This is a genomic window from Streptomyces sp. NPDC001532 (assembly GCF_040298625.1).
Taxonomy (GTDB): domain Bacteria; phylum Actinomycetota; class Actinomycetes; order Streptomycetales; family Streptomycetaceae; genus Streptomyces.
On the sequence record NZ_JBEPAL010000003.1, the window covers coordinates 48,661 to 70,755 of the forward strand.

Here is a 22,095-nt window from a genome sequence, read left to right on the forward strand (position 1 = left end):
GCCGGCGTACAACATGCGGCCCTCACCCGACCAGGGGATGATCGGTGGGGGAACGCTTTTCTGGCAGACTCTGTGCCCATGGGTGAGACGACCGTGACGACATTGGAAGGCCGCGAAGAGGCCGTTCCGCAGCCCGTCATGGCCGAAGCGGCGGACGAAACGGGGCAGACCCCGCGAAGCGTTCTGGGCCGGCTGCGCACCCCGCGCCGTCCCCGGCTGTGGTTCGAGATCCTGCTGATCGCGGTGAGTTACTGGACGTACTCACTGATCCGCAACGCCGTGCCGGAGCAGAAGGCGGAGGCGCTGCGCAACGCGGACTGGATCTGGAAGGCCGAGCAGCAGCTCGGCATCGCCGTCGAGCAGTCGGTCAACCACACGGTGAACGCGGTCACTTGGCTGATCGTGGGCATGAACTACTACTACGCGACGCTGCACTTCGTGGTGACGCTCGGTGTCCTCGTGTGGCTGTACCGCAGTCACCCCGGCCGTTACGCGGCGACCCGCACGGTGCTCTTCGCCACCACCGGTGTGGCCCTGGTCGGTTACTACCTGTATCCGCTCGCACCGCCCCGGTTGATGACCGGCGGCCACTTCATCGACACCGTCCTGGTCCACCAGACCTGGGGCTCGATGGCGTCCGGCGATCTGAAGAACATGTCCAACCAGTACGCGGCGATGCCGTCGATGCACATCGGCTGGTCGCTGTGGTGCGGCCTGACGATCTTCGCGCTGGCCACCGTGCCGTGGGTGCGGATCCTCGGCCTGGTCTACCCGGCCGTCACCCTGGTCGTCATCGTCGCCACCGCCAACCACTTCTGGCTGGACGCGGTGGGCGGCATCCTCTGCCTCTCCTTCGGCTACGGCGTGGCCCGCGTCTGGTACGGCGCCCTGCCGCACAGCCTGCCGAGGCCGGCCCCGCCACGGCCGGCCCGCCAGACCGTGGCCTGACCACGCCGCCGGCGGGGCGGCCGGGCTCTCACACCGTCCCGTAGAACAGCTCCTCCACCACACCCCGCGCCAGCCGCGTCGTACGGCGGTACGCGTCGAGCATGTCGCCCACATGACCGGGGCCGTAGCCGAGATAGCGGCCCACGGCGGCCAGCTCCCGCGGATCCGACGGGAAGGTGTCCCCCGCCCGGCCCCTGACCAGCATCACCGCGTTGCGCACCCGGGTCGCCAGGACCCAGGCCTCGTCCAGGGTCGCCGCGTCCTCGGCGCCGATCAGACCGGCCTCACGCGCCGCGGCCAGCGCCTCACGGGTACGGGTGGTGCGCAGCGTCTCGTGGGCCGCGCCGTGCCGCATCTGCAGGAGCTGGACGGTCCACTCGACGTCGGAGAGGCCGCCCGGTCCGAGCTTGGCGTGCAGCTTGGGGTCGACGCCGCGGGGCAGCCGCTCGGACTCCATCCGGGCCTTCAGCCGGCGGATCTCTCGGACCGCGTCGTCGCCGAGCCCTCGCGCGGGATGGCGCAGCGGGTCGATCAGCTCGATGAACCGGCGGCCCAGGTCCTCGTCCCCGGCGACCGGCTCGGCCCGCAGCAGCGCCTGGGACTCCCAGACCAGGGACCAGCGGCGGTAGTACGCCTCGTACGACTTCAGGGTGCGCACCAGCGGCCCGGACTTGCCCTCCGGCCGCAGATCGGCGTCGATCAGCAGGGGCGGGTCGGCGCTGGGGATCTGGAGCAGCCGGCGCATCTCGGAGACGACCCGGTTCGCCGCCTCCGCGGCCTCGCGCTCGTCGACGCCGTCGCGCGGCTCGTGCACGAACAGCACGTCCGCGTCGGAGCCGTAACCCAGTTCGTGGCCGCCGAAGCGGCCCATGGCGATGACCGCGAATCGGGTCGGCAGCGTCCCGCCCCAGCCGTCCACCACCGCGCGCAGCGTCCCGGCGAGGGTCGCGGCCGTCAGGTCGGACACCGCGGCGCCCACCCGGTCCACCAGGGCGCCCTGATCGGCCTCGGCGGGCCGGTCCTCGGTGCCGTAGGAGCCGACGATGTCGGCGGCGGCCGTACGGAACAGCTCGCGGCGGCGCACGCCACGTGCGGCGGTGACCGCCTGCTCGGCGGACCCGGCGCGGCCGACGGCGGCCACGATCTCCTGTTCGAGGTGGGCCAGGGAGCGCGGTTCCAGACCGCCGCCGTCGCCGTCGCCGAGGAGCGCCACCGCCTCCGGGGCGCGCATCAGCAGATCGGGGGCGAGCCGGCCGGCGGACAGCACCCGGGCGAGGTTCTGCGCGGCGGCGCCCTCGTCCCGCAGCAGCCGCAGGTACCAGGGTGTCTTGCCGAGCGCGTCGGACACCTTGCGGAAGTTGAGCAGACCGGCGTCCGGGTCGGCGGAGTCCGCGAACCAGCCGAGCAGCACCGGCAGCAGGGTGCGCTGGATGGCGGCCTTGCGGGTGACGCCGGAGGCCAGCGCCTCCAGGTGCCGCAGGGCGCCGGCCGGGTCGGCGTAGCCGAGGGCGACCAGGCGTTCGCGGGCCGCCTCCGGGCTGAGCCGGGCCTCGCCCGGCGCGAGCTGGGCGACCGCGTCGAGCAGCGGCCGGTAGAACAGCTTCTCGTGCAGCCGGCGCACCACGGCCGCGTGCCGCTTCCACTCGCGGTTCAGCTCGGCCACCGGGTCGGTGCGCAGGCCCAGCGAGCGGCCGAGGCGGCGCTGGTCGTCCTCCGCCTCGGGCACCAGGTGGGTGCGGCGCAGCCGGTACAGCTGGATGCGGTGCTCCATCAGGCGCAGGAAGCGGTACGCGTCCTCCAGCTGGGTCGCGTCCGCGCGCCCCACGTACCCGCCGGCGGCCAGCGCGCGCAGGGCGTCCAGGGTGGTGCCGCTGCGCAGCGAGGCGTCCGCGCGGCCGTGCACCAGCTGGAGCAGCTGGACGGCGAACTCGACGTCGCGCAGGCCGCCGGGGCCGAGCTTCAGCTCGCGATCGACCTCGGCGACCGGGATGTTCTCCACCACCCGCCGGCGCATCTTCTGCACGTCGGCGACGAAGTTCTCCCGCTCCGCGGCCTGCCACACCAGCGGCGCCACGGCGGTCACGTAGCTCTCGCCCAGCTCCGGGTCGCCGGCGACCGGGCGGGCCTTGAGCAGGGCCTGGAACTCCCAGGTCTTGGCCCAGCGCTGGTAGTAGGCGAGATGGCTGCTGAGGGTCCGTACCAGCGGGCCGTTGCGGCCCTCGGGGCGCAGATTGGCGTCGACCGGCCAGATCGACCCCTCGACGGTGGTCTCCGAGCAGATCCGCATCAGGTGCGAGGCGAGCTTGGTGGCGGCCTTGAGGGCCTTGGCCTCGTCGGCGCCCTCCACGGCCTCGCCGACGAAGATGACGTCCACGTCGGACACGTAGTTCAGCTCGTGGCCGCCGCACTTGCCCATCGCGATCACCGCCAGCCGGCACACCGCGGCGTCCTCCGGCGCGTCCGCCGCCGCCAGGCGCAGCGCGGCGCGCAGGGTGGCGGTGGCGAGATCGGCCAGCTCGGCGGCGGTCTGGGCGACATCCGTGGTGCCGCACACGTCGCGTGCGGCGATGGACAGCAGACAGCGCCGGTAGGCGACCCGCAGCTCCACCGGGTCGGCCGCCCCGCCCAGACAGCGCTCGAACTCCTCCACACCGGGATGCAGGTCGCGCGGCTCGTACATGACCAGCGCCTGCCAGTCGCCGGCGTGCCGGGCCAGGTGCTCGCCGAGCGCGGCGGAGGCGCCCAGCACGCCGAGCAGGCGGTCGCGCAGCGGCTTGGCCGCTATCACCGTGTCGAGCAGCTCCCGGCGGGCGGCGGGGGTCTGCTGCGCCTCCAGCAGCCGCAGCAGGCCGTGCAGGGCCAGATCGGGGTCGGCGGTGGCGCCCAGCGCCTCCAGCAGCACCGGATCGTTGCGCACGGGGGCCAGCTCCGGGCTGTCCAGCAGGCGCTCGGCGGCCGAGGCGTCGGTGAAACCGTGCCGCAGCAGCCGTGTGAAGGTACTGCTCCTGCGCCCCGGCGCCGTCATCCCAGGCCTCCCGTCCGGATCGACGTCGTACGAGATCACTGTCGTACGAGCCGAGCCTAACCGGAGTGTGTGCCGCGGGCGGCGATGAGTTCGACGGGTGGACGGAGTCTGCACTCGTGAGCGTGGAAAGGACCCCTCATGACCGGCGCACCTCCGCACACCCGGCTCGACCCCCGGTACAGCGACGAGACGGCCACCGCGATCCCCTGGGCGCGGGCCGAGGCCCTGCTCGCCGCGGCCGAGCTGTTCTGGATCTCGACGGTACGTCCGGACGGACGTCCGCATGTCACACCGCTGCCCGCGGTCTGGTCGGCCGGCGCGCTGCACTTCTGCACCGGGCCGCGGGAGCGCAAGGCGCGCAACCTGGCGGCCAACCCGCAGGTGGTGCTGACCACCGGCACCAACACCTGGAACGAGGGGTACGACCTGGTGGTGGAGGGCGCGGCGGCCCGCGTCGGCGACGACGGGCGGCTGCGCGAGCTGGCGGCCGCGTGGGAGGCGAAGTACGGCGCGTTCTGGCACTTCGAGGTGCGGGACGGCTGCTTCCACCACGGCGCCGGACGGGCCCTCGTCTTCAGGGTGGCGCCGCGCACGGTTTTCGGCTTCGGTAAGGGGGAGCCGTTCAGCCAGACGCGGTGGCGGTTCCAACCGGCAGGCGACGAAGGAGTCTCGTGATGGACCTGACCCTCGAAGTGATCCCGCTGCCCGTGAGCGACATCGACCGGGCCCGGGACTTCTACCGGGACAAGGTCGGCTTCCACGTCGACATCGACCAGGAGGTCATGCCGGGCATGCGCATCGTCCAGCTGACCCCGCCCGGCTCCGGCTGCTCCATCGCCCTCGGCGACAGCGTCTGGGAACTCACCCGCGGCCCCAAGCCCGCCCCCGGCTCCTACCAGGGCCTCCAGCTCTGCGTCGCCGACATCAAGGCGACCCGCGCGGAGTTCGTCGAACGGGGCCTGGAGATCTCCGAGCCGGTCCAGTACGCCCCGGACGACGGCGCCACCTTCATGTACTTCGACGACCCGGACGGCAACGGCTGGGCCATCCAGGAGTACCGCCGCCGGGCCACGGAACCGCTGTACCAGGTACTGGCGGAGCTGGCCCGCAAGCAGCAGCAGTAGGGGCACCGCCCGTTCCGCGGCCCGGTCGGTGTCGTGGGGAGTCGGGGCTCAGCCCGTCTCGCGCCAGCTGTTCGTGATGGGCAGGCGGCGGTCCTTGCCGAAGCCCTTCGGGGAGATCTTGGTGCCCGGCGGGTACTGGCGGCGCTTGTACTCCGCGGTGTCCACCATGCGCAGCGTCCGGGTGACCAGGTCGGCGTCGAAGCCGGCGGCGACGATGGTGTCGGCGCCCTCGTCGCGGTCGACGTAGCGCGCCAGGATGGCGTCCAGGACGGGGTAGTCCGGCAGCGAGTCGGTGTCCACCTGGCCGGGCCGCAGTTCGGCGCTCGGGGGCTTGCTGATGGAGTTCTCGGGGATGGGCGGGGTCTCGCCGCGTTCCTCGGCCGCCTTGTTGCGCCAGGTGGCGAGGCGGAACACGGAGGTCTTGTAGACGTCCTTGATGGGGCCGTACGCGCCCACCGAGTCGCCGTACAGCGTCGAGTAGCCGACGGCCAGCTCGGACTTGTTGCCGGGGGCGAGCACGATGTGGCCCTCCTGGTTGGAGAGGGCCATCAGGAGGGTGCCGCGCAGCCGGGACTGGAGGTTCTCCTCCGCGAGTCCGGTCAGGCCGAGGGAGCCCATGTAGGCGTCGAACATCGGCTCGATGGGGACGGTGCGGAAGTTCAGCCCGGTGCGCCGCGCCAGCTCGGCCGCGTCGCCCCTGGAGTGCTCGGAGGAGTACTTCGAGGGCATCGACACGCCGTACACGTTCGGTGCGCCGACCGCGTCGCAGGCGATCGCGGCGACCAGCGCCGAATCGATTCCGCCGGACAGTCCGATCAGCACCGACCGGAAGCCGTTCTTGAGGACGTACGCGCGCAGGCCCACGACCAGTGCCGCGTACACCTCCGCGTCGTCGTCCAGCCGCTCGGCGTACCCGCCGGTGTACTGCGGCTCGTACGCCGGCACCGGTTCCTCGGAGAGCACCAGGCGGTCGACGCTCAGCCCGTCGTCGACCACGCCGGTCGGCGCGTCCGCTGCCGCGGCCGGCAGGTCCAGGTCGATGACCAGGCATTCCTCGGCGAACTGGGCCGCGCGGGCCACCACCTCGCCGTCCGCGTCGACGACGATCGAGTCGCCGTCGAACACCAGCTCGTCCTGTCCGCCCGTCATGGCGAGGTAGGCGGTGGTGCAGCCGGCCTCCTGGGCCCGCTTGCGGACCAGCTCCAGCCGGGTGTCGTCCTTCTCCCGCTCGTACGGCGAGGCGTTGACGGAGAGCAGCAGCCCGGCCCCGGCGGAGCGGGCCGCCGGCACCCGGCCGCCGTCCTGCCACAGGTCCTCGCAGATGGCGAGCGCGATGTCGACGCCGTGCAGCCGCAGCACCGGCAGGGTGTCGCCGGGCACGAAGTAGCGGAACTCGTCGAAGACGCCGTAGTTCGGCAGGTGGTGCTTGGCGAAGGTGAGCGCCACCTCGCCGCGGTGCAGCACCGCCGCCGCGTTCCGCGGGGCGCCGGCCGGCTGGCCGTACCTCGGCTGCGCGGTCTCGCTGCGGTCGAGATAGCCGACGAGCACCGGCAGCTCGCCGAAGCCCTCCTCGGCGAGGCGGGCGGCGAGCGCGCGCAGGGCCGCGCGGGACGCCTCGACGAAGGACGAGCGCAGCGCCAGGTCCTCGACGGGGTAGCCGGTCAGCGCCATCTCGGGGAACGCCACGAGGTGCGCTCCCCGCTCGGCGGAGTGCCGGGTCCAGCGCACGATCGTCTCGGCGTTCCCGCCGAGGTCGCCGACGCGGGAGTCGATCTGGTTCAGGGCGAGACGTAGTTGAGGCACGCGCCCAGTGTAATCGTCAAAACGACGCGATGGGGTGGCGATCCGAGTTCCGGGCCGCTCAGCGGGCCTTCGCGCCCCGCTCGGCGAGCAGGTCCGCCATCAGATCGATGTCCGACTGCTGCGCCTCGGCCATGCCCCGCGCGAGGTCCTTCTCCACCTCGACCGCGCAGGCGGACAGACAGCCCTCGGCCATGTGGATGCCGCCCCTGTGATGGTCCGTCATCAGCTGGAGGAACCAGACCTCGGCGGCCTTGCCGTTCAGCTCGCTCAGCTTCGCCATCTCGTCGTCGGTCGCCATGCCCGGCATCAGCGAGCCGTCGCCCTTGGACGGGGCGTCGCCCATGCCCATCCAGCTCATCGGCGGCTCGGCGGACACCTTCGGCAGCTTCCACAGGTCCAGCCAGCCCAGCAGCATGCCGCGCTGGTTGGCCTGGGTCTGCGCGATGTCGTACGCGAGGCGCCGCACGTCCTCGTCGTCGGTGCGGTCGCGCACGATGTACGACATCTCCACCGCCTGCTGGTGGTGGACCGCCATGTCGCGCGCGAACCCGGCGTCCGCGGAGTCGGCGGCGGGCACCGCGTCCGAGCCGCCGTCCGAGGCCACCGCGTAGGTGATCGCGCCGGCCGCGACGAGGGCCGCCGCGGCGGCGCCCGCGATCCAGCACGCCTGCGTCTGCCTCACCGGGCCCGCCCCGCTCCGCGCCTCACTGTGCCCGCCCCGCTCCGTGCCTCACCGCGTCCGCCTCGCTCCGTGCCTCACTGTGCCCGTCCCCTCACTGGGGCAGTCCGCCCGTGCAGGCGGCGCCCTTCTCGGGGGTCTGCTCGCCCTGCACGTACTTCTCGAAGAACTTGCCCACGTTCGGGTCGTCCGCGCCGGTCACCGTCCGCTGGTGGCCCCACGCCGTCAGCACGATCGGGTCGGCCTGCTTGTCGTTCGGGCTCATCAGCGTGTACGGCGTCTTCTTGACCTTCTCGGCCAGCTTGTCGACGTCGGCCTTGGAGGCCTTGCTGCTGTAGGTGACCCACACCGCGCCGTGCTCCAGCGAGTGCACGGCGTTCACGTTGTTCAGTTCCTCGGTGTAGACGTCCCCGTTGCAGTTCATCCACGCCTGGTGGTGGTCACCGCCGACCGGGGGCTCCACCGGGTACTTGACGTCCTTCGTGACGTGGTTGCGGGACAGCGTCCCCTCCCACGTGCGCACCCCGTCCGAGCCGGTGACGAACTTGCCCGTGGTCTTGCCGTCGCCGGCCGCGGTGTCGGAGTCGTCGGACTGCGACTGCACCAGCACGACGCCGCCGACGACGAGACCGGCGACGATCACCACGCTCGCGGCGACGGTGAGGATCCGGTTGCGGCGCTCGCGGTTCTGCTCGGCACGCCGCATCTCGGCTATGCGCGCCTGGCGCGCCGCACTGCTCTTGTTCTTGGCGGAACCCATGGGGCCGGCCCTTCTGGGGAACGAGTGACGGTCGGGTGCGCTGATCGTAATGGGGAACCCGGCCGGTCTCGTAGGGAGGTCACAGGAATGGCCCGTGGAATGGCCCGATCCACCTGCGGCGCCTCGGCGGGCCGAACGCCCGTTACGGATGTCGGTTCGAGCAGGCAAGATGGGCTCCAGAGCCGTACACCTGCCGTACCCGAGCCGTTCAGACCGGGGTCGGCCGGCCGATCAAGGTCCGCAACGCGCATGAAATGGTGTTGTGGTGGGATGCTCAGGTGCCCGACCGCCTCCCGGTGGTGCGCGGGGCAGGCGGCCTGACCAGCAAGGATGGGGAAGCGGAAGATGGACAAGCAGCAGGAGTTCGTGCTCCGGACCTTGGAGGAGCGCGACATCCGGTTCGTACGCCTGTGGTTCACGGACGTGCTGGGCTTCCTCAAGTCCGTCGCCGTGGCCCCGGCCGAGCTGGAGCAGGCTTTCGACGAGGGCATCGGTTTCGACGGCTCCGCGATCGAGGGCTTCGCCCGGGTCTACGAGTCCGACATGATCGCCAAGCCCGATCCGTCCACCTTCCAGGTCCTGCCCTGGCGCGCGGAGGCCCCCGGCACCGCCCGGATGTTCTGCGACATCCTCATGCCGGACGGCTCCCCGTCCTTCGCGGACCCGCGGTACGTGCTCAAGCGCGCCCTGGCCCGCACCTCGGACCTGGGCTTCACCTTCTACACGCACCCGGAGATCGAGTTCTTCCTGCTGAAGGACCGGCCGCTCGACGGCTCGCGCCCGACGCCGGCCGACAACTCCGGCTACTTCGACCACACCCCGCAGAACATCGGCATGGACTTCCGCCGCCAGGCGATCACCATGCTGGAGTCCATGGGCATCTCGGTGGAGTTCTCCCACCACGAGGGCGCGCCGGGCCAGCAGGAGATCGACCTGCGGTACGCGGACGCGCTGTCCACGGCGGACAACATCATGACGTTCCGCCTGGTCATGAAGCAGGTGGCGCTGGAGCAGGGGGTGCAGGCGACCTTCATGCCGAAGCCCTTCTCCGAGCACCCCGGCTCGGGTATGCACACCCACCTCTCGCTCTTCGAGGGCGACCGCAACGCGTTCTACGAGTCCGGCGCGGAGTACCAGCTCTCCAAGGTCGGCCGCTCCTTCATCGCGGGCCTGCTCAAGCACGCCGCGGAGATCTCGGCGGTCACCAACCAGTGGGTGAACTCCTACAAGCGCATCTGGGGCGGCTCCGAGCGCACCGCCGGCGCGGGCGGCGAGGCCCCCTCCTACATCTGCTGGGGCCACAACAACCGCTCCGCGCTGGTCCGCGTCCCCATGTACAAGCCCGGCAAGACCGGCTCGGCCCGCGTCGAGGTCCGCTCCCTGGACTCCGGGGCCAACCCGTACCTGGCCTACGCCCTCCTGCTGGCCGCCGGCCTCAAGGGCATCGAAGAGGGGTACGAGCTTCCGCCGGGCGCCGAGGACGACGTGTGGGCGCTGTCCAACGCCGAGCGCCGCGCGATGGGCATCGAGCCCCTCCCGCAGAACCTCGGCGAGGCCCTGACCCTCATGGAGGGCAGCGCACTGGCCGCCGAGACCCTCGGAGAGCATGTCTTCGACTTCTTCCTGCGCAACAAGCGGCAGGAGTGGGAGGAGTACCGCTCGGAGGTCACGGCGTTCGAGCTGCGGAAGAATCTGCCGGTGCTGTAGGGGCAGGTCACGGCGGGTGTCCCGCTGGAACGGCACAGAGGGGCCGACGGTCGGTGACCGTCGGCCCCTCGCGTTTGTCCGGCGACCATGGCCGGCCCGCAGACTGACCGTGAAGCGGCTTGCCACGGCGTTCGGCGCCGGTGCCGCGGTGGTGGCCCTGGGGCTCGGTACGGCGGGAGTCGCCGACGCCAAGATCACACCGGTGAACACCCAGTGCACCAACGGCGGCGGGAACCAGCCAGGAGGCCAGCAGCCCACCTGCAACGGCGGCGGGCTCACGCAGGAGTCCGAGAACCAGAACCCGGCGGGCCAGGCTCCGCCTGGACAGAACTGATCCGTTCCGTCGCGCGAGGCGGCGGGTGACACGAGGAGGACAGTGCCGCGGCGTGGAGGAGCCGCGGCATTCCCGTGCCCCGAGCGGCGGTTCAGCTCCGTACGCGCTCCGGTTCCGCCGGCATTCCGCCCGCCACGAGCCGCTTCCGGCCCGTGCTCGGTGCGGCGCGGCGCCGGTCGACGGCGTGGGCGACCGCCGCGACCGCGAGGCCCAGTACCGCGAGGACCGCGCCCGCGAGCGCCGGCGAGGTGGCGCCGAAGCCGGCGGCGAGGGCGAGACCGCCGATCCAGGCGCCACCCGCGTTGGCGAGGTTGAAGGCGGCCTGGTTGGCGGAGGAGGCGAGGGAGGGGGCCGCGGCGGCCTTCTCCATGACCATCAGCTGCAACGGTGAGCCGGTGACGAAGGCGGCCGTGCCGAGCAGGGCCACCGCGAGGGCCGCCGTCCAGGGTGTGGCCATCAGCAGCGGGAAGGCGGCCAGCACCGTCGCCAGGGCCAGCAGGCCGCCGAAGAGGGTGGCGCGCATCGCGTGGTCGGCGAACCGCCCGCCGAGCAGGTTGCCGGCCGTCGCGCCCACGCCGAACAGCGCCAGCAGCACGGTCACGCTGGACCCGGCATAGCCGGCGGAGTCGGTGAGCATCGGGGTGATGTAGCTGTAGGCGGCGAAGAGGGCGCCGAAGCCCGCGACCGTGGTGCCGAGGGCCAGCCAGACGGGGAGGGAGCGCAGGGCGGCCAGTTCGCCGCGCAGTCCTGCCGAGGGGGCCTGGGTGCGGTCGTGCGGGATCAGCGCGGCGAGGGAGGCGATCGCCGCGAGGCCGATCACGCTGACGCCGAGGAAGGCGGCCCGCCAGCCGAGGTGCTGGCCGACGAGGGTGGCGGCGGGGACGCCGGCGATGTTGGCGACGGTCAGGCCGAGGAACATCAGGGAGACCGAGCGGGCCTTGCGCTCGGGCGCGACCAGGGTGGTGGCGACGACCGCGCCGACGCCGAAGAAGGCGCCGTGCGGGAGGCCGCTGAGGAAGCGGGCGGCCAGCAGGTAGTGCTCGTCGGGGGCGAACGCGGAGAGGGCGTTGCCCGCCACGAACAGCACCATGAGGCCGATGAGGACCGCGCGGCGGGACATGCGGGCGGTGACCGCGGCGAGCAGCGGGGCGCCGATGACGACGCCGAGGGCGTACGCGGAGACCAGGTGTCCGGCACTGGGGATGGATATGTGCAGGTCGGCCGCGACATCGGGCAGCAGGCCCATCATCACGAACTCGGTCGTGCCGATGCCGAAGGCGCCGATGGCCAGCGCGAGCAGGGCCAGGGGCATGGGGACCTTGCCTTTCCGGGGCGTTCTGGGGAGCGAGGGGAGCGGGGTGCTGCCCCCATAGTATGTTCAAGAGCGGAACAAAGTCGCCCTCGCCCCGTATTCCCGAGCCTCGTATTCCCCGGCCCCGTGTTCCCCGGCCCCCGTCAGGACGTTGTGGACAGCTTCACCCGCGCCGCGACCGGCAGATGGTCGCTCCCCGTCTCCGGCAGCGTCCAGGAACTGAGCGGCTCGACCCCCTTGACCATGATCTGGTCGATCCGCGCCATCGGGAACGACGCCGGCCAGCTGAACCCGAAGCCGCTGCCCGCCGCGCCCTGCGTGGAGCGCATCTGCGAGGTCACCGCGTTGAGCGCGCGGTCGTTCATGGTGCCGTTGAGGTCGCCGAGCAGGATCACCCGCTCCAGCCGCTCGGCGGCGATGGCCTCGCCGAGCGCGTCGGCGCTGGTGTCCCGCTGCCGCGCGGTGAACCCGGCCTCCAGCTTCACCCGCACCGACGGCAGATGGGCGACGTACACCGCGATCTGCCCCTTCGGGGTGGTCACGGTGGCCCGCATGGCGCGGGTCCAGCCCAGCTTGATGTCCACCGGCGCGATCCCGCCGAGCGGGTACTTGCTCCACACCCCGACCGTGCCCTGCACCGAGTGGTACGGGTACGTCGACGCCAGCGCCTTCTCGTACGTCGGCACCGCCGAGGCCCGCAGCTCCTCCAGGGCCACCACGTCCGCGCCGGACGCCGCCACGGCGCGGGCGGTGCCGGCCGGGTCGGCGTTGTCGGCGTTCACGTTGTGCGTGGCGACCGTGAGGTCACCGCCGACGGAGGCCTTGTCGGAGAGCAGCCCGCCGAAGAGGTTGAGCCAGACGATCGCCGGCACCAGCACCGCGATCAGCGCGCTCGCCGACCGGCGCACGAAGCCCGCGAGGAGCAGCACCGGCACGAACAGGCCCAGCCAGGGCAGGAACGTCTCGATGAGGCTGCCGAGGTTGCCGTAGCGGTTGGGGATGTGCGCGTGCGTCAGCATCACCAGGGCGAGCAGCACGGCCAGGGCGGCGACCACCAGCCCGCGGCGCCAGATCCGTGGATCGCCGCGCCAGCCGCTGACGAGACGGTTCGCCAGGCGCCGTAGGCCGGATCCCCGGCGCTCGGGTCCCGAGCCGCCGCCGTCCGTCTCCGTCACGTACGCCTGCTGCGCCATACCGTCGCCTCGCTACCTGCCGTGCACACCGTCGTCCCCCGTGACCTACGACCCTAGGGGATGATCGGCTCCGATCCTGCCGTCCCATGACGGCCGTACGGGGGCGAGGACGAAGAAGGCGGGGCGTGGAGTTCCGATTGCGGCGCCTTGGGCGGCCACTGTGACGAAACGCGCACATTCCGGCTACGGGCGTGGCGAACTGACGGTCGGTGAGGCGGGCGGCCGCAGTCCTTCCAGCAGCCGGTCGACGATCTCCTCCGCCAGGCCCTCCGGCAGGTCCGCGCCGGGGCGCATCACCGTGCGCAGCAGCATGGGGCCGACGAACAGGTCGTTCAGCAGCTCGACGTCGACGTCCTCGCGCAGTTCGCCGTTGCGCTGGCCGCGGCGCAGCACCTCCAGCTGGGCCCGGCGGCGCGGCTCGACGACGTTCGCGTGGTAGGCGGCCCAGATCTTCGGGCTGCTCTTCATCTGGGCGTAGACGTTGAGCAGGATCGCCGACGACTGGGCCATCAGACCGCGCCGGCGCAGCTGTTCGAGCAGGGCCACCAGGTCGTCGCGCAGGGAGGTGCCGGGCAGTTCGGGGTCCGGGGGTTCGGCGGCGCGGACCACGTCGACGAACAGTTCCTCCTTGCCGGGCCAGCGGCGGTAGATGGTCGCCTTGCCGACGCCGGCGGTGCGGGCGATCCGCTCGATGGACAGCTCCGCGAGCGGGACGCCGTCCTCCAGCAGCTTCACCACACCCTCGATGATGGCCCGCTCCACCGCTTCGCTGCGGGGGCGGCCCCTGGTGGGGGTGTCCTGGCCGGGGTGGCTGTCGGCGAGCCTCACGTCGCTGTCCTTTCCGTGATCGCTCTTCCCGTGGTCACCGGCTCCCGGTGATCACCGGGAGTGATTCTCCCTGTCCCGCGCCCCGGGCCGGTACGGGCCGCTCCGCTCGGCGTGCCTCCCGCCGCCCCTGACTCCCGGCCGCTCACTGCTCCCCCGGCCCGGCCCGCGGCTCCCCCACCGCCGCTTGCGGCTCCCCCGCCACCGCCCGTGGCTACTCCGCCGTCACCAGCTCCTGCTCCCGTGCGCCCGGCAGCGGCCGCGCCCCGCGGCCCGGCAGGAACAGGGCCACCACCAGGGCGCCGGCCGCCGCCACGCCCGCGCCGCACAGGGCGGTGATGTGCATGGCGTGCAGGAAGGCGTCGTGGGCCGGGGCGACGAGGGCGTCGCCGCGCGGGCCGAGCCGCTCGGCGACCGCGAGGGTGGCCTCGATGGACTCGCCGGCGGTGTGGTGGAGGGACGCGGGCAGCGCGGTCAGCTCGTCCTCGACGCCGTTGCGGTAGGCCGCGGAGAGCACGGAGCCGAGCACCGCGATCCCGAGCGCGCCGCCGACCTGGCGGAAGGTGTTGCTGAGCGCGGACGCGGAGCCGGCCTTCTCGCGCGGCAGGGCCTGCATGATGACGACGCTGGTGGGCGTCATGATGTGCGCCATCCCGGTGCCCATGAGGAAGAAGACGACCTCCAGCAGCCAGATCGGCGTGTCCGCCTCGAAGGTGGCGAACGCGCCGAGCATCGCGGCGAGCAGCAGCATGCCGCCGGTGGTGGTGGCCCTGTTGCCGAAGCGGTCGACGAGCAGCCGGGCGCGCGGCGCGAAGATCATCTGGGCGGCGGCCAGCGGGAGCATCAGCAGACCGGTCTCCAGCGGTGTGTAGCCGCGCACGCTCTGGGTGTAGAAGACCGAGAAGAAGGTCACGCCCATCAGTGCGAAGAAGACCAGGGCGATGGCGGCGACGGCGGCCGAGAAGACCCGGTTCTTGAAGTAGGTGACGTCGATGGACGGATGGTCGCTGCGCTTCTCGAACACCACGAAGGCGACGAGCACCGCGAGCCCCGCACCGACGGTGGCCAGGACGGTCGGGTCGGTGAAGTCGGCCAGCTCGCCGCCGCGGATGATGCCGAAGACCAGCAGGACCAGGCCGACGACGGAGAGCACCACGCCGACGGGGTCGACCCGGCCGGGGTTCGGGTCGCGGGAGTCGGGCACCAGCCACACCATCAGCGCCACCGCGAGCACCACGATGGGCACGTTGATCAGGAAGACCGAGCCCCACCAGAAGTGGTCGAGCAGCACACCGCCGGTGATCGGTCCGATGGCGATGGCGAGGCCGACGCCGCCGGCCCAGATGCCGATGGCCTTGGGCTGCTCGTCGCGTTCGAAGACGTTCATCAGCACGGCGAGGGTGGCCGGCATCACGAAGGCGGCGCCGAGGCCCATCACCGCGCGGTAGGTGATCAGCTCGGCCGGGGAACCGGAGAAGGCGGCGAGCGCGGAGCCGGCGCCGAACACCAGCAGTCCGCCGAGCAGCACCTTCTTGCGGCCGAGGCGGTCGCCGAGGAGACCGGCGCTGAACAGCAGGCCCGCGAAGACCAGGGTGTAGGCGTTGATCGCCCACTCCAGCTCGCTCTGGGTGGCGCCGATGCCGGTGGGCGCCGGGGTGGAGATCGTCTTGATGGCGACGTTCAGGATGGAGTTGTCGAGCACCACGATCAGCAGGCTCAGCATGAGCACCCCGAGGATGGCCCAGCGGCGCCGGTGCACCGCTTCCGGTATGCGAGGGGCCGCGGGGACGGCGGGATCAGTCATACGGCCGAGCCTAGGGCATTTACGATACGAGACGGTTCCGTATCGAATGATTCTTACCGTGCTCTTGACGGAGCCGGACGCGTGACGGGGGTCCCCTAGCCGCTCGTGACACGAGGTGCCACCATGGGGAGTGGTCCGGGGACGCCGTGAGGGCGCCTCGAGATGACGTAAGGAGTCGTAGCCATGACGCAGCTTTCGGCTGCCCAGCCTGCGAAGACCGCAACCTCAGACGGCAGCAGGGCTCTGTACGGGGGCAAGGGCACACGCCGCATCACCGTCCGCGACATCGCCCTCGCCAAGGAGCGCGGCGAGAAGTGGCCCATGCTCACCGCGTACGACGCGATGACCGCGTCCGTCTTCGACGAGGCCGGGATCCCGGTGATCCTCGTCGGCGACTCGGCGGGCAACTGCCACCTGGGGTACGAGACCACCGTGCCCGTCACCCTCGACGAGATGGCGCTGCTCTCCGCCGCGGTGGTGCGCGGCACCCGGCGTTCGCTGATCGTCGGCGACCTGCCGTTCGGCTCCTACCAGGAGGGCCCGGTGCAGGCGCTGCGCTCGGCGACCCGGCTGGTGAAGGAGGCGGGCGTCCAGGCGGTGAAGCTGGAGGGCGGCGAGCGGTCGCACGAGCAGATCCGGCTGCTGGTGGAGTCCGGCATCCCGGTGATGGCCCACATCGGGCTGACCCCGCAGTCGGTGAACGCCATGGGGTACCGCGTGCAGGGGCGCGGCGAGGAGGCCGCGCAGCAGCTGCTGCGGGACGCCAAGGCGGTACAGGACGCGGGCGCGTTCGCGGTGGTGCTGGAGCTGGTGCCGGCCGAGCTGGCGGCCGAGGTGACACGCACCCTGCACATCCCGACGGTCGGCATCGGGGCCGGTCCTGAGACGGACGCCCAGGTGCTGGTGTGGACCGACATGCTGGGGCTGACCGGCGGCCGGGTGCCGAAGTTCGTCAAGCAGTACGCGAACCTGCGTGAGGTCATGGGCGACGCGGTGAAGGCGTTCGCCGAGGACGTGGTCGGCGGAACGTTCCCGCAGGAGGAGCACTCCGTCCACTGAGCCCTCCGTGCGCTGAGCCGTCCGTGCGCTGAGCCCTCCGTGCGCTGAGCCCTCGTGCACCGAGCCGTCGGCACACCGGGCCCTCAGCACATCGAGCCACTGCGGTACCAGACAGCCCCGCCGATCTTCCCCCGTCGGCGGGGCTGTCCCCGTTCCCGAGGCTGACGGCGGCTGTCGGCAGCCCGTCGGCGGGTCGTCGGTGGCTGTCGGTGGCCTGTCGGCCGTTTGTCGGTGGGCCCTGACACCGTCATCGGCATGACACACATCGAGAAGCAGAGCGGCACCACGGCCGTGACCGTACGAGGGCTGGTGAAGCACTACGGGGAGACGAAGGCGCTGGACGGCGTCGACCTGGAGGTGCGCGAGGGCACCGTGATGGGGGTGCTCGGGCCGAACGGCGCCGGGAAGACCACCCTGGTCCGGATCCTGTCCACGCTGATCACCCCGGACGCCGGACAGGCGACCGTCGCCGGCTACGACGTCGTACAGCAGCCCCGCCAGCTGCGGCGGGTGATCGGGCTCACCGGGCAGTACGCCTCGGTCGACGAGAAGCTGCCCGGCTGGGAGAACCTGTACATGATCGGGCGGCTGCTGGACCTGTCCCGCAAGGACGCCCGCGCCCGCGCCGACGAGCTGCTGGAGCGCTTCTCGCTGACCGAGGCGGCCAAGCGCCCGGCCGCGACCTACTCCGGCGGTATGCGCCGCCGGCTCGACCTGGCCGCCTCGATGATCGGCCGCCCGGCGGTGCTCTACCTGGACGAGCCGACCACCGGCCTCGACCCGCGCACCCGCAACGAGGTCTGGGACGAGGTCAAGCGGATGGTCGGGGACGGCGTGACCGTCCTGCTGACCACGCAGTACATGGAGGAGGCCGAACAGCTGGCCTCCGAGCTGACCGTCGTGGACCGCGGCCAGGTCATCGCGACCGGCGGTATCGACGAGCTGAAGGCCAAGGTGGGCGGGCGGACGCTGCGGCTGCGGCCCGCCGATCCGCTCCAGCTGCGGCCGCTGGCCCACGCCCTGGACGACCTGGGCATCACCGGGCTCGCCACCACCACCGTGGACGCCGAGCGCGGCACCGTCCTGGTGCCGATCCTCAGCGACGAGCAGCTGACCGCGGTGGTCTCCGCCGCCGTCGGCCGCGGCATCACCCTGTCCGCGGTCACCACCGAACTGCCCAGCCTGGACGAGGTGTTCCTGTCGCTCACCGGCCACCGTGCCAGTGCGCCGCAGGACACCGTGCCCGCCGCCGCCCGCGAGGAGGTCGCCGTATGAGCGCCGCCGCCCCTTCCCCCACCCTCGTCCCCACCCCCGACACCCGCATCCCGCTGCGCGGGCACCTGCGGCACACCGGGGCCCTGATCCGCCGCAACCTGCTGTGGATCAGACAGGACCCGGAGTCCATGTTCGACGCCCTGCTGATGCCGGTCGTCTTCACCCTGCTGTTCGTGTACGTCTTCGGCGGCTCGATCGGGCAGGCCCTGGGCGGCGGTCAGGACGGGTACGTGCAGTACGTGATCCCCGGCATGATCGCGATGATGAGCATGACGCTGTCCCAGGGCGTCGGCACCGGCTTCAGCCAGGACTTCAACTCCGGTGTCATGGACCGGTTCCGGTCCCTGCCCATCGGCCGCGGCTCGGTGCTGTTCGCGAAGATCTCGGTCGAACTGGTGCGGATGCTGTTCGCCACCACCGTGCTGATGATCGTCGCCGTCCTGGTCGGCTTCGACATCGAGCACTGGCTCGGTCTGCTCGCGGCCGTGGGCCTGTCCACCGCGTTCGCCTCGTCGATCATGTGGGTGTTCCTCACCCTGGGCGTGGTCCTGAAGAACGCGCAGTCGGTGCAGGCGATGGGCTTCCTGGTGCTCTTCCCGCTCCAGTTCGGCTCGTCGATCTTCGCCCCGACGGCGTCGATGCCCGGCTGGCTCCAGGCGTTCACCGACTACAACCCGCTGTCCACGCTCGCGGACGCGGCGCGCGGACTGATGGTGGGCGGCCCGGTGGCGCACGACCTGTGGGTGACGCTGGGCTGGTCGGTGGCGATCACCGCGGTGATGGCGCCGGTCGCCATCCACAAGTTCAAGACGAAGAGCTGACCCGGCTCACACCAGGGCGGCGGCCTCCTGAGCGGTGAGGCCGCCGCCTTCGGCGTAGCAGACCGCGAACTCCTCGGCGGGCAGTACGGCCCGTACCGCTGCCTCGGCCCGCTCGTACGCCTGGCGCTCCATGGCGGAGGCGTGGTGGCCGGCGGGCCGCAGGGCCTCTGCGGCGCCGAGGCAGCGGGCCGCGTCCCCGCCGTCCCGCCCACCGCCGTCCCCGGCCATCGCCAGGGCGGCGACCGCCAGGTACGCCGAGGCCAGCTGCGGCGCCATGACCCGCGTCAGCGGGTCGTCGGCCTGGGCCAGGCCGCGCCGGATCTTCTCCCTGGCCTCCGCGTAACGGCCGTCGACGGCGTCCACCCACGCCTCCTGGCCGAGGATGAACGCGTCGAAGACGACGAAGCGGGAGATGGTGAACTCCTCACGCAGCGCCCGCAGCATCTCCCGCGCCTCCGCGGTCCGGTCGGTCAGGCTGAGCCAGCCGGCGAGCATGACCCGGCCGAACGGCATCGCCTCGTTGTGCGCGCCGTCCTCCTTGTCGACCACCTCCCGCAGCAGCCGCTCGCCCCGTTCGGCCTCGCCCGCCTCCAGCAGGGCGCTGCCCAGCCGGGCGCTGAGGACCGCGTGCTGAGCGCGGGCGCCGAGCCGCAGCGCGTGGGCCATGGCCGCCTCGTAGTCGGCGGCGGCCGCGTGATAGCGCCCCTCGCGCTCATGGGCCTCGGCGCGCGCGGACAGCGCCTCGGCGCTGCCCCAGATGTCGCCGAGGCGGGCGAACAGCTCCAGCGACTCGTCGGCGTCCCGGCCGGCTTCGCCCGCCCGGTCGGCGCGGTTGGCGAGGACGTTGGCGCGCATCTGGAGGCTGGTGGCCAGCTCCCAGTCGTAGCCCGGCGTGCGGCGGCAGACGTCCACGGCGGCGTCGAGGAGCGCGGCCAGCCGCTCCATGCCGCCGGTCAGGATCACGGCGTAGAACGCGAGCATGCCGGGACTGCGGCAGGTCTGCGGGAGGCCGGGCTCGTAGACCGCGGAGATGGCCCGCAGTTTGCGCTGGGCCTCGGGGGTCTGCCAGGCGTCCAGTTCGGTGTCCATGCAGGCGAGGTGCGCCAGGTGGACACCGCGCCGCGCCTCCAGCAGCACCTCGCCGGTCATCGGCGGCGGCTCCGCGGTGCAGCGCTGCCAGACGGGGGCGGCCTTGCGAAGCGGCTCGGCGAACGGGTCGGGCCCGAGGTCCATGACGGTGAGGCACCAGTTGCGGGCCTCGATGCGCAGGTCGCGCATCTGCCAGTACCAGGTCAGCGACAGCACCAGGCACAGCGCCTCCTGCTCGTCGCGTTCGGCGACGGCGTGGCGCAGGGCGGTGCGCAGGTTCTCGTACTCGCGCTGGAGCAGTTCGACGGCGGCGAGCTGGCCGGGGCCGCGCAGCAACGGATCGGTGGTGCGGGCGAGTTCGCGGTAGTAGGTGAGATGGGCGCGGGCCGTGGCGGGGCGTCCGCCCAAGGCGTCGAGGCGTTCCCTGGCGTATTCGGCGACGGTCTCCAGCAGCCGGTAGCGCATCTCGCCGTCGCCGGCCGGAGCGGCCACCACCAGGGACTTGTCGACGAGGGAGGCGAGCGCGTCCAGGGCGGCCGGGCCGCAGACGGCCTCGGCGGCGGCCAGGTCGCAGCCGCCGGCGAAGACCGACAGCCGGCTCAGCACCTCGCGTTCGTCGGTGTCGAGCAGGTCCCAGGACCAGTCGACGACGGCGCGCAGGGTCTGCTGGCGGGGCAGCACGGTCCGGCTGCCGGAGGTGAGCAGGCGGAAGCGGTCGTCGAGGCGGTCGGCGATCTGACGGGGCGTGAGCATCCGCAGCCGGGCGGCGGCGAGTTCGATGGCGAGGGGCAGGCCGTCGAGGCGGCGGCAGATCTCGGCGCACGCCTCGGGGTCGTCCTCGGTGCGGAATCCGGGCCGGGCGGCGGCCCCGCGGTCGGCGAACAGCCGCAGCGCGTACGGCTCGGGCAACGGCTCCACCGGCCGCAGCAGTTCACCGGGTACGCCGAGGGGTTCGCGGCTGGTGGCGAGCACCGTCAGTTCCGGGCAGCGCTCCAGCAGTTCGGCGACGAGGCGGGCGGCGGCCTCCACGACGTGCTCGCAGTTGTCGAGGACGATCAGCATGCGGCGCCGCACGCAGTACTCGACGAGGCGTTCCACGGGGTCGTCGTGGCGGTCGGCGACGGCGGCCCGCAGTTCCTCCGCGCCGGCGCCGTGCAGCACGGTCTCGCGGGCGCCGATCGCGGTGAGCACGGCCTCCGGTACGGCGGCCGGGTCGTCGACCGGCGCCAGCTCCGCCAGCCACGCCCCGTCCCGCGCGGCGTCCCCGACGGTCTCGGCGGCCTCCTGCGACAGCCGGGTCTTCCCGGCGCCGCCCGGCCCCAGCAGGGTGACGAGCCGGGCGGCGTCGAGGTCGTCGCGGATGGCCTCGATGTCGGTGTCCCGGCCGACGAAGGAGGTGAGCCGGGCCCGCAGATTCCCCGGCGGACGGTGGCCGTCGACGGCGGGCGGCGGTGCGGGCGCGCCCTGCCGGCGCAGCAACTCGGCGTGCAGGGCGCGCAGTTCGGGTCCCGGGTCGGAGCCGAGCCGGTCGGCGAGGAGACGGCGTACGTCGTCGTAGGCGGCCAGTGCCTCGGCGGTGCGGCCCGCCTCGCGCAGGGCGCGCAGCCGCAGCGCCTGGAGCGGCTCGTCCAGCGGGTGTTCGTCGCACAGGGCGGTCAGTTCGGGCAGCGCCTGCCCGGCCCGGCCGAGCGCGAGGGTGGCGGCGAGGCGGGCGCGGCGGGCGTCCAGCCGGCGGGCCGCGCAGCGGGCGGCCTCGGCGGTACGGTCGGGCAGGTCGGCGAGGGCGGGATCGCGCCACAGGGCGAGGGCGTCGTCGAGCAGGTCGGCGGCCTTGGCGGCGTCGCCGTCGGCGAGCGCGCGGGCGCCTTCGTCGGCCAGCCGGGTGAAGCGGTGCAGGTCGATGTCGTCGGGGACGGCGCTCAGCCGGTAGCCGCCGTCGACCGACTCCACGGCGCCGGCGCCCAGGGCCCGGCGCAGCCGGCCGACCAGCGCCTGGAGCGCGCCCGGTGCGTCGGCGGGCGGGTCGCCGTCCCACACCTCGTCGACGAGCAGCCCCGCGGGAACGGCCCGGCCGGCCCGCAGGGCCAGCACGGTGAGCAGGGCGCGCAGCCGTGCTCCGCCCACGGGGACAGCCGTGCCGTCGGGGCGGATTGCCTGGGTGGTGCCGAGAATGCGGTAGCGCACGGGGTCCATTGTCTCCGGTAGCGGTCGGGGCGGTCACAGGGCCGGGGGCCGGTCGGGGCGGTCACAGGGCCGGGGGTCGGTCAGGTCGGCACCCCGGGACCGCCGGTCCCGCCCGCCCCGTCCCGGCACGGTTCGCCCACCGGCCGGCCATGC

Annotated in this window: 17 protein-coding genes; 8 read left to right on the top strand and 9 right to left on the bottom strand. The window is 72.6% G+C overall.

Annotated features, from left to right (window positions below):
- The first annotated feature begins 78 nt into the window (after positions 1–78).
- Entirely contained in the window at positions 79–948 is an 870-nt protein-coding gene (locus tag ABT232_RS04585) for a phosphatase PAP2 family protein (protein ID WP_351835791.1), read from the top strand.
- A 28-nt stretch (positions 949–976) separates the two neighbouring features.
- Here ABT232_RS04585 and ABT232_RS04590 read toward each other — a convergent pair whose 3' ends face one another.
- A complete protein-coding gene (locus ABT232_RS04590; protein ID WP_351835794.1) occupies positions 977–3,973 on the bottom strand; it encodes a bifunctional [glutamine synthetase] adenylyltransferase/[glutamine synthetase]-adenylyl-L-tyrosine phosphorylase in 2,997 nt (998 codons plus the stop codon).
- A gap of 138 nt (positions 3,974–4,111) precedes the next feature.
- Between ABT232_RS04590 and ABT232_RS04595 the strand changes: the two genes are divergently transcribed.
- Complete coding sequence (locus tag ABT232_RS04595) at positions 4,112–4,648, top strand: pyridoxamine 5'-phosphate oxidase family protein (protein WP_351835796.1); 537 nt, start codon at positions 4,112–4,114, stop codon at positions 4,646–4,648.
- On the top strand, positions 4,648–5,097 hold the full coding sequence (locus ABT232_RS04600) for a VOC family protein (protein WP_351835798.1): 450 nt from the start codon (positions 4,648–4,650) through the stop codon (positions 5,095–5,097). The genes ABT232_RS04595 and ABT232_RS04600 overlap by 1 nt, the downstream gene beginning before the upstream one ends.
- Before the next feature lie 48 nt (positions 5,098–5,145).
- Here the strand turns inward: ABT232_RS04600 and ABT232_RS04605 are convergent, their stop codons facing one another.
- The 3 genes from ABT232_RS04605 to ABT232_RS04615 form a co-directional block, all read right to left on the bottom strand.
- Positions 5,146–6,900 (bottom strand): NAD+ synthase, encoded by a 1,755-nt coding sequence (locus ABT232_RS04605; protein WP_351835801.1) that lies wholly within the window; start codon positions 6,898–6,900, stop codon positions 5,146–5,148.
- A gap of 58 nt (positions 6,901–6,958) precedes the next feature.
- Positions 6,959–7,582, bottom strand: coding sequence for a DUF305 domain-containing protein (locus ABT232_RS04610; protein WP_351835803.1), 624 nt, complete (start codon positions 7,580–7,582; stop codon positions 6,959–6,961).
- A gap of 91 nt (positions 7,583–7,673) precedes the next feature.
- A complete protein-coding gene (locus ABT232_RS04615; RefSeq protein ID WP_351835805.1) occupies positions 7,674–8,339 on the bottom strand; it encodes a thioredoxin-like domain-containing protein in 666 nt (221 codons plus the stop codon).
- Between the two features lie 345 nt (positions 8,340–8,684).
- Between ABT232_RS04615 and glnA2 the strand changes: the two genes are divergently transcribed.
- Together glnA2 and ABT232_RS04625 are read left to right on the top strand one after the other, a co-directional pair.
- Positions 8,685–10,046, top strand: a complete 1,362-nt coding sequence (glnA2, locus tag ABT232_RS04620; RefSeq protein ID WP_351835808.1) for a gamma-glutamylpolyamine synthetase GlnA2 — start codon at positions 8,685–8,687, stop codon at positions 10,044–10,046.
- Between the two features lie 109 nt (positions 10,047–10,155).
- A complete protein-coding gene (locus ABT232_RS04625) occupies positions 10,156–10,380 on the top strand; it encodes a hypothetical protein (RefSeq protein ID WP_351835811.1) in 225 nt (74 codons plus the stop codon).
- Between the two features lie 91 nt (positions 10,381–10,471).
- Here the strand turns inward: ABT232_RS04625 and ABT232_RS04630 are convergent, their stop codons facing one another.
- From ABT232_RS04630 to ABT232_RS04645, 4 genes are all read right to left on the bottom strand, one after another.
- Positions 10,472–11,692: an MFS transporter gene (locus ABT232_RS04630; protein WP_351835813.1), complete on the bottom strand. Its 1,221-nt coding sequence runs from the start codon at positions 11,690–11,692 to the stop codon at positions 10,472–10,474.
- 143 nt (positions 11,693–11,835) lie between these two features.
- Complete coding sequence (locus ABT232_RS04635) at positions 11,836–12,885, bottom strand: endonuclease/exonuclease/phosphatase family protein (protein WP_351835816.1); 1,050 nt, start codon at positions 12,883–12,885, stop codon at positions 11,836–11,838.
- 183 nt (positions 12,886–13,068) lie between these two features.
- Positions 13,069–13,713 (bottom strand): TetR/AcrR family transcriptional regulator, encoded by a 645-nt coding sequence (locus ABT232_RS04640; RefSeq protein WP_351835818.1) that lies wholly within the window; start codon positions 13,711–13,713, stop codon positions 13,069–13,071.
- A 211-nt stretch (positions 13,714–13,924) separates the two neighbouring features.
- Complete coding sequence (locus ABT232_RS04645) at positions 13,925–15,514, bottom strand: MFS transporter (RefSeq protein ID WP_351835821.1); 1,590 nt, start codon at positions 15,512–15,514, stop codon at positions 13,925–13,927.
- Between the two features lie 183 nt (positions 15,515–15,697).
- On the opposite strand from ABT232_RS04645, the gene panB reads away from it, so the two are divergent.
- The 3 genes from panB to ABT232_RS04660 all read left to right on the top strand — a co-directional run bounded on the left by panB (position 15,698) and on the right by ABT232_RS04660 (position 18,669).
- The gene (gene panB, locus ABT232_RS04650) at positions 15,698–16,573 is read left to right on the top strand and encodes a 3-methyl-2-oxobutanoate hydroxymethyltransferase (protein ID WP_351835823.1); all 876 of its coding nucleotides are present in this window, start codon (positions 15,698–15,700) and stop codon (positions 16,571–16,573) included.
- Positions 16,574–16,828: 255 nt separating this feature from the next.
- The gene (locus tag ABT232_RS04655; RefSeq protein WP_351835826.1) at positions 16,829–17,848 is read left to right on the top strand and encodes an ATP-binding cassette domain-containing protein; all 1,020 of its coding nucleotides are present in this window, start codon (positions 16,829–16,831) and stop codon (positions 17,846–17,848) included.
- Positions 17,845–18,669 (top strand): ABC transporter permease, encoded by an 825-nt coding sequence (locus ABT232_RS04660; RefSeq protein ID WP_351835829.1) that lies wholly within the window; start codon positions 17,845–17,847, stop codon positions 18,667–18,669. The genes ABT232_RS04655 and ABT232_RS04660 overlap by 4 nt, the downstream gene beginning before the upstream one ends.
- 6 nt (positions 18,670–18,675) lie before the next feature.
- Here ABT232_RS04660 and ABT232_RS04665 read toward each other — a convergent pair whose 3' ends face one another.
- Positions 18,676–21,951 (bottom strand): AfsR/SARP family transcriptional regulator, encoded by a 3,276-nt coding sequence (locus tag ABT232_RS04665; RefSeq protein WP_351835832.1) that lies wholly within the window; start codon positions 21,949–21,951, stop codon positions 18,676–18,678.
- Positions 21,952–22,095: the final 144 nt, after the last annotated feature.